At 47.4% G+C, this 8,252-nt stretch carries 8 protein-coding genes and 1 tRNA gene; 2 read left to right on the top strand and 7 right to left on the bottom strand.

Going from position 1 to position 8,252, the window contains the following annotated elements:
* Positions 1–408 (top strand): hypothetical protein (locus HWQ67_RS09275; RefSeq protein WP_218252405.1); only part of this gene is annotated, 408 nt, incomplete at its 5' end.
* 326 nt (positions 409–734) lie between these two features.
* Here HWQ67_RS09275 and HWQ67_RS09270 read toward each other — a convergent pair.
* Positions 735–806: transfer RNA gene (locus HWQ67_RS09270), tRNA-Lys, on the bottom strand.
* A gap of 272 nt (positions 807–1,078) precedes the next feature.
* On the opposite strand from HWQ67_RS09270, the gene hemB reads away from it, so the two are divergent.
* Positions 1,079–2,059: a porphobilinogen synthase gene (gene hemB / locus HWQ67_RS09265; protein ID WP_218252406.1), complete on the top strand. Its 981-nt coding sequence runs from the start codon at positions 1,079–1,081 to the stop codon at positions 2,057–2,059.
* Here the strand turns inward: hemB and HWQ67_RS09260 are convergent.
* From HWQ67_RS09260 to hisD, 6 genes are all read right to left on the bottom strand, one after another.
* Positions 2,056–2,766: a ribonuclease H-like domain-containing protein gene (locus HWQ67_RS09260; protein WP_218252404.1), complete on the bottom strand. Its 711-nt coding sequence runs from the start codon at positions 2,764–2,766 to the stop codon at positions 2,056–2,058. The genes hemB and HWQ67_RS09260 overlap by 4 nt on opposite strands.
* Positions 2,767–2,772: 6 nt before the next feature.
* Complete coding sequence (locus tag HWQ67_RS09255) at positions 2,773–4,089, bottom strand: S41 family peptidase (RefSeq protein ID WP_218252403.1); 1,317 nt, start codon at positions 4,087–4,089, stop codon at positions 2,773–2,775.
* A gap of 8 nt (positions 4,090–4,097) precedes the next feature.
* Entirely contained in the window at positions 4,098–5,231 is a 1,134-nt protein-coding gene (locus tag HWQ67_RS09250) for a murein hydrolase activator EnvC family protein (protein WP_218252402.1), read from the bottom strand.
* Position 5,232: 1 nt separating this feature from the next.
* The gene (locus HWQ67_RS09245; protein ID WP_218252401.1) at positions 5,233–6,099 is read right to left on the bottom strand and encodes a cell division protein FtsX; all 867 of its coding nucleotides are present in this window, start codon (positions 6,097–6,099) and stop codon (positions 5,233–5,235) included.
* Positions 6,100–6,762, bottom strand: coding sequence for a cell division ATP-binding protein FtsE (ftsE, locus tag HWQ67_RS09240; RefSeq protein WP_218252400.1), 663 nt, complete (start codon positions 6,760–6,762; stop codon positions 6,100–6,102).
* Positions 6,763–6,878: 116 nt separating this feature from the next.
* On the bottom strand, positions 6,879–8,177 hold the full coding sequence (gene hisD / locus HWQ67_RS09235) for a histidinol dehydrogenase (protein WP_218252399.1): 1,299 nt from the start codon (positions 8,175–8,177) through the stop codon (positions 6,879–6,881).
* Between the last annotated feature and the right edge of the window lie 75 nt (positions 8,178–8,252).

The raw sequence follows: 8,252 nt of genomic DNA, 5'->3' as shown, positions 1-8,252 counted from the left end.
GCGGGGCTGCTCACATACACGACCGACGCCGGAGAGTCGGCCTATTACGACACTATAAAGATGACAAGGGATTACCTTGAGAAAATGGGGGAAGAGAAACCGATAGCTCTGCCTACGTCAAGAGGGACGGCCTTGTACTATTACAAGCAGTCCCTGAAATATGGAGACATAGAGGCGGCCAGGAAATACCTCGATAAGTACAAAAACCTTGGCGGGAAGATGAGCGATGTCAAGGCAAGCATAAAACGAGCAGACCCGCTGGCGATGCTGCCGGTCAGGTACAAATATAAATTTATGTCTCAGCTTGATGCTGAGGATAAGGAGAAAGTAGAAAGAGCGAAAAAGTGGTATAGGGACACCTACATAGGCAAGCAAAAGGGCAATAGAACGGTTGGCCAGGGAGTGTAATAAAGATTATCGTGGCATGACATATTGTACTTTAGCGCCTGAAAACACAATAAGGATTCTCATATTGTGTTTTCAGGTTAAAACTCACAATAAGGGATAAATTTTTAGACAGCCGGCACGAGGTCCTCACAAATCCCTGTCCAACAATTAATCAATCCGGTGAACCCCGCGCGGGACATGGGTTTAGCTGGGGTTGTTAACGGGGAATGTTAGTAAATAGGGGTGGGTGCATTCTGGGTGCAAAGTGCACCCAATTTTGATACTATGTGATACCAGATGATACGTGGTGATACTCCGTAGATTGGCTTAAATCGGGTAAATGGTAGTGCGCCACGAAGGATTTGAACCTTCAACCAACGGATTAAGAGTCCGCTGCTCTGCCGTTGAGCTAGTGGCGCTATGTAAGATTATACAAGTTCTACGACTATTTTGTAAAGCTTCGGGTCTGTTAAATAAACTGTGTCAGACCCGATTTTAGCCCTTAACATCAATGTCCAATAATAACCTCCCTTCGAAGAAAATGGCAAGCTGAGAAATTGTCGAACCTATTACTATAACTGTGAGCCATACCAAAGTAACCCTTCTACCCTTGATGAAAAAGAGCGCTTTTCCAATGCACATAGATGACATATACTTGTTTTTTTAGGCCGGGTTAATCTACAATCTATCTATCATGTTTCCAGCAGTAAGGCCGAGACGGCTTAGATATAATCCCGTTCTCAGGGAGATGGTGAGAGAGACCACACTATCTGTAGCTAATTTTATTTGTCCCCTTTTCGTTACCTTCGGGAACAATATCAAGCGGCCGATTCAATCTATGCCGGGTTGCTTTGTCGAATCGGTTGACGTGGCCGTTACCTCAGCGGCAGAGATTTACTCATCAGGCATTGCGGCGGTTATCCTCTTCGGCATCCCTGAGCACAAAGACGAAAAAGGCTCCGGGGCTTATGACCCCGACGGCGTTATTCAGCGCGCAGTTAGTGAAATAAAAAATGCCGTGCCTGCTCTGTTTGTCATTACCGATATATGTCTGTGTGAATACACAAGCCACGGGCACTGCGGTATTGTAGAAAATGGTCAAATCCTCAATGACCAGACCCTTGAGCTGCTCGCTCGTACCGCCGTCTCACACGCGCGCGCCGGCGCGGACATGGCCGCACCTTCGGATATGATGGACGGGCGTGTCAGAGTCATCAGGGCCGCACTCGATTCAGAGGGATTTAGCCCTATGCCGATTATGAGTTATGCCGTTAAGTACTCATCCGCCTTCTATGGACCTTTCAGAGAGGCCGCCCAATCCACACCGACCTCCGGTGACAGAAAATCCCATCAAATGGACCCCGCCAACCGCCGTGAAGCCCTCAAAGAAGCCTCTATCGACATCGATGAAGGCGCCGACATTCTTATGGTCAAACCCGCGCTCTCTTATCTTGATATAATCTCAGACGTTAAGCACGCCTTCAACGTCCCCGTTGCCGCATATAACGTCTCCGGCGAATACTCCATGGTCCATGCCGGGGCACGGCTTGGATGGATTGACTACGAAAAGGTTATGATGGAAATCCTTATCTCGATAAAACGCGCCGGGGCGGATTTGATCCTAACATACTTTGCCAAAGATGCCGCTAAGGTCCTCAACGAAACCTGCTAACTCTTCATCTGACTAACCTTAATCTGCCCTTCGGGCGGGTACTTGATATAGCCTTCCCATTTAAAGAGCAGCTCCCGCGTGGCCCATAGGTCTCTAGCGCAGTAAACGGCTATTTCCTTATATCTGCCGGCCCTAAACATGTCCTTAACGTCGTATCCGGTTACGCCTTCTGACTTTGGGCTTTTTATCCCAAACGTCCTGCACCACATATCCAGGCTGAACCGCCTGCGCGTGGCACCGTAAAACGTCAACCTGTCAAGGAGGTCTATGTGCTCGCTGCCGAAGCGGTTGGGCATCAAATCCCGTGTCGGCCTGATGTCATGTACCGCAGAGCGTATCATTATAAATGGACAGTCAAATGCCCTGCCGTTGAACGTAACAAATTTATCATACTTTTTTATTACATCCCAAAACCCCTGGATTACTGCCCGTTCGCTGCCCCCGCGATAGGTAATTCCATCTTCCTCAAATGGCGCAGCGTCCGCATCATTGCCCGATTGAAAATATACTACGCCCTTTCCAGTATCGGGATTTAACATGCCAATTGCCACAATTTCAGCCGTATTCGGATAGAAGGAGAGACTCTCTTTTACCAATTGAATCTCCTCCTCTGTATTGGCAAGCTTTAACAGGTACTGCTGCACCTCAGGTTCAAATGAGTCAAGTTCCGCACCTGCCGTCTCTATGTCAAATATTACCCTTGACATGCCTGGCTACGCGGCCTTGTTAAATCTCTTCATCACGTCCCATGCCTTTAGAATATCTACGGCACGCTGCAGCTGTAAATCATCCTTTTCATCGACTTCCAGGGGGGCGGCCTCCGGCTCGTCCTGGTCTTGTCCGTTTATCTGCTCGTTGTCGAGGTGGCCCTTCAGGTCTTTTTCTCTCATAACGGGGCGATCATTTCCTTTTTCGGCCTTGAGTTTCACCACTATGTCAGGCGTAATTCCAGTGTTCTGTATCGATGTCCCCTTCGGCGTATAATAGCGGGCCGTTGTCAGACGCAATCCCGAACCGTCACTTAGCGGCAGGACACTCTGTACAGAGCCTTTGCCAAACGTCGTCGTCCCTACAATAACTGCCCGGTTCCAGTCCTTCAGTGCCCCTGCCACTATCTCGGATGCGCTGGCGCTTCCCTCGTTTACCAGTACTACCATCGGGAGTTTCTCGTACTTGCCGTCACCTTCAGTTACAAACTCCTTTTTCTCCCCCGCCCTATCCTTTATATATACTACCAGCTTGTTCGGCGGCAAAAACTGCTCAGCTACCCCAACCGCCCCCTGTAAGAGACCGCCAGGGTCGTTTCTTAAGTCAAGCAATATCGCTGTTACCTTTTTTTCTCTAAGGACTCCCAGCGCCTTCACTAAATCGGCTACGGTCTTTTCCTGAAACTGATTTATTTTCACATACCCGATATCCCCGTTGATTACCTTATACTTTACGCTCTTGACCTTTATCGTATCACGTATCAGTGTGAAGTCCTTCGGCTCTTTCCAGTCGCTCCTCATTATTGTTATTGTTACCTTGGAGCCCTTTGGCCCGCGCATTTTGCTGACTGCGTCATAGAGCGTCATTTTCTCTGTCGTCTCGCCGCTTATCTTTACTATCGCATCGCCTGCCTTTATCCCTGCCTGGTAAGCCGGCGTGTCCTCAATTGGCGATATGACCGTTATAAATCCACCCTTTTTTCCTATTTGTATGCCAACACCGCCAAACTCTCCCTTTGTGTCCACCTTCATCTCTTTAAACAGGTCCGGTGTCATGAACGAAGAATGGGGGTCCAGGGCGTTAAGCATCCCCTTCAGAGCGCCATATATCAGGTCCTTTGTCTTGACCTCCTCAACGTAATTACTCCTTACTATCGATATTACCTCTGTAAACAGCTTTAGCTCCTGGTACGTATCCGACTCCGCACTGACGGATTTAACTGCCCACTTGCCAATTATAACGCCGCTGCCTATAAATATCCCGCTTAAGGCCACTATCGGCAATATCATCCATATTACCCAAAATCGCACGCTCTTAGTCATTCATCCTCCTAATTCTCCCTTTTCAACCATTGTAATGGATTTATCGGTTTTCCCTTATACCTTATCTCAAAATACATCCCTGCCGTGTTTAGCAAGCTCGACGTCCCGGCGTTTCCTATTGCGCTCCTGGCCTTCACTATATCGCCTGCCTTGGCAAACATGCTGCTTAAATTTGCGTATACCGTATGGTATCCCATACCGTGACTCAATATTATCACCTGCCCAAGTCCCTTGAACATATCAGCAAATACTACCTTGCCGTCGTAAACCGCCCTCACGGATGAGTCATTTTCCGAACTTATATATATTCCGTTTCTGTACACCGGGGTCTTAAACTGCGGGTCCTGGTGTGTCCCATACGGGATAGCTACCCTGCCCTTTATCGGCCACGACAACGCCCCCTTCAGATTCTTGAATTCCTTGCCAGCATCGGACATCTCATTTTCATTCTTTTCCAAAAAGTCCTTCAGGCGCGTTGATGTAGACTCCAGCTCTTTTAACATCGAGCCGTACAAGGCCTGTTCCTTTCTCACGGACAGGAGTATCTGCTCCCGTTCTTTTTTCTTTTCTACAAGCGCTGTCTCCGAGCCTTTCAATTTCTCTGCCTTTGTCCTTAACTGGGATGCCAGTGTCTGCAATTTCTTTTCCTTCTCCGATAGTTTGCTTGAGAGATCCTTGTAACTCTCCATTTGCCTGTACTCACTGCCCGACATCTTTGACAAATATCTAGTAGTTCTTAACATCTCATAAAAACTATCGACATTTAACAGCACTACCATCCTGTCTACTTCATATCCGTAACGCTGAATCGCCTGCAGCCTCTTCTTCAGCGACACTCTTAACACCGCTATTGTCTTTTCGGTCTTTGCCATATCATGTTTTACTGTCTTTATGGATTCTTCCAGCTCGGCTACCTGAGCCTTTTCTTTCTCTACCTGATAGCTGATCCTATTTAATTCCCTGTCTGCCTTCTCAAGTTCCTCTATGACACTGAGTTCTTTTTTCTTTGAGTGCTCTATCTTCTCCTTGTGGATGTTTATCTCATCTTGCAGTTTTTTATACTTGTCCTTTACCCCTTCGGCAAAGACTACCGCTGGCACAAGCACGACTAAAATCATTATCAGCAATACCGTCTTGCCCATTCTAATACTTCAGTCTACCAAGGGCCAGCACTGACCCGCCTAAACCTAATAACAGCCCAAACACTGGCAGCAGATACAAAAACTGCATCGGTATGCTTATAAACGTAAACATAGGTAAATCGGCCATCAGCTTCTTCAGGAAATATGTATAAAACCCCATCAGCATCCCAGACCCTATTACCCCGCCCAAAAGGCCTATTATCGAGCCTTCCATGAAAAATGGCGCCCTCACAAACCACCTCGTTGCTCCAAGCAGCTTATATATCTCTATCTCGTCCTTATGTCTGTAAAACAGTATCTTCACCGTCGTGTAACATATAAACGTTACCGCACACACAAACACTATCCCTATACTTAATCCCAAGGCCCTCAAGCCGCCTTTTAAGGCGTATATCGAGTCCATTAGCGCCTCCCCGTACTCCACATCATCCACCCCGGCCATCGACTTTATCTTCTTTATCAGCCGTCTGACCTCCTCCACCGGTACACCGTCACTTCTGAGTTTAACGTCAAACGAGTCAAACAGGGGATTCTCTCCATAGCCCTTTAGAATAAAGTCATCCTTTTTAAACACCTTTTTTAAGTCTTCAAGTGCCCTTTCTTTCGAAACAAAATTCACCGTCTTTACAGCGTGCTCTGCTTTTATGGCCGTTTGTACAGCCTTTATCTCCTCGCCAGATACGCCTTCTTTTAACAGCACTATCACCGTCAGCCTCTCGGGAAGCCTGGCCGTCAGCCTCTCCACGTTATATACGGCTATGGCCACTGATATCAATATAAACAATATTACACTTATTGACAGGATCGACAGGACATTCATCCACTTCTCTTTAAAAATGCTCTGCAGGGCAAGTCTTAGCGAAAACACCTATTTCTCATCCCCTTTGACGAGCCTGCCGCCCTCCAATACAAAAACTTTTTTCGCCGTGTTTTCAAAAAGCGCCCGGTTATGCGTGGCTATTAATATGGTCGTCCCCTTGTTGTTTATCTGTTTAAATATATTCATTATCTCCTTTTCGTTTTCCTCGTCCAGATTGCCCGTGGGCTCATCCGCAAGCATTACCGTAGGTTCGCCTACTATGGACCTGGCTATGGTTATCCTCTGCTGTTCGCCGCCTGAGAGCGTCAGCGGATAGTTGTCGGACTTGTGCCTGAGATTTACCATTTTTAGTACATTGTGTACCCTTTCTTTGATTTCCCTTTCTATTATGCCGCGTATTCTTAGCGTCAGGGCGATGTTTTCATACACGGTCTTGTTGTTGATGAGCTTGAAGTCCTGAAACACTACCCCTATGTTTCTCCTTAAAAACGGTATGGCTGATGACCTTAACTCAGCCGCGTTGAAGCCGGCTATCGTGATCGTCCCCTCGTCAGGCTTCTCGGCAAGATATAGCAGCTTAAATAACGTGGTCTTGCCCGCCCCGCTTGGGCCGGTTACAAACGCCATATCCCCTTTTTCTACCCTCAGATTTATATTACTCAGCGCGGCCTGATTTTCATAGGTCTTGGACACCTTCTCTAATATTATCATTTCGCGCCCGCGACCCGCTTTTCCCGATGCCTCATTACCAATTCCATCATCCGCTATTATAACGTAAGTTTTATTTGCATTGGAAGGAGTTTAGCTGCCGTTTCTAAAATATTTGTTTAATTATCCTCAAGCATCATACCCTCAAGGGCCTTTCTTCTTACCCTTACTGATTCGGCGTGCGCCTGAAGTCCCTCGCATTCAGCCATTGTCTCTACCGTTTCGGCTATATTTCTAAATCCCTCCCCGGTGAAATTAATCAGCGACGTCCTCTTTATAAAATCATAGACCCCAAGAGGTGAGAAAAATCTCGATGTCCCGTTTGTCGGAAGCGTGTGATTCGGGCCTGCCGCGTAGTCTCCCAGCGGCTCTGCCGACCACCTGCCTAAAAATACTGCGCCTGCGTTTCTTACCAGTTCAAGGTCTTTTTCAGGGTCTTTCGTCATTATTTCAAGGTGTTCGGGGGCTATTTCATTTACACAGCGAAACATCTCCCCACGGTCTGCCGCTATAATAATAGCGCCGTAGTTTTCTATCGATTTTCTGGCTGTCTCCTTCCTTGTCAACTTCTCTAATCGCCCGGTAAGTTCTATTTGCACCCTTGCGGCCAATTCCCCTGATGTCGTAACCAAAATTGACGATGCGTTTTCATCGTGCTCTGCCTGGCTCAAGAGGTCTGCCGCTATGAATGATGCCTCGGCCGTCTCATCCGCCGCTATCAGTATCTCCGACGGACCGGCAATCATGTCAATATCCACTGCACCAAATACCATTTTCTTTGCCGCCGCTACATACGCGTTTCCAGGACCTACGATTTTATCCACCCTCTTAATCGTCTCTGTCCCATAGGCCATTGCCGCTACTGCCTGCGCCCCGCCTATGGAGTATACCTCTTTCACTCCTACGGCCTTAATCGCAGCCATTACATAGGGATTTATTATCCCATCGGGAAACGGGACACAGAGGGCTATTTCCTCTACACCGGCTATCTGCGCCGGTATGACATTCATTAACACCGATGACGGATATGCCGCCTTGCCGCCGGGTACATACACACCAACCCTTTCCAGCGGCCTTATCAGCTGCCCAAGTACCACCCCGTTGTCATTATAACTCCACGAATGCTCTGCCTGCCTTTTGTGAAAACCCCTTATTCGTTGTACTGATTTCTCTAAGGCCTCCAGAAAATGACGATCAGCCTTCTTTGAATACTCCTCTATAGTCCGCTCGGATACCTCAATCGACGTTCCTTTATCAAACTCAGCGGTATAATACGCAACCGCCTTGTTCCCGTCTCTTCGTACGTCTTCTATTATTTTTTTTACGCTCTCAAGGACACCATCTCCGGCGTTTTCAGACCTGTTTCTTATAACCACCGTAAAGTGGCGGTAGTCTGTGTCATTTTCTATAATTCTCAACTCATACCCGCTGTCCAGACATTAGCATTAATTAAGGCCGGTATAATATAATATGTAGTCGTTAAAGTGGGCAGT

It is taken from the genome of Candidatus Magnetobacterium casense (assembly GCF_019173545.1).
GTDB classification, from domain to species: Bacteria; Nitrospirota; Thermodesulfovibrionia; order Thermodesulfovibrionales; family Magnetobacteriaceae; genus Magnetobacterium; species Magnetobacterium cryptolimnobacter.
The sequence above is the reverse complement of the archived record's forward strand: the minus strand, read 5'-3'. Positions and strand labels throughout refer to the sequence as shown.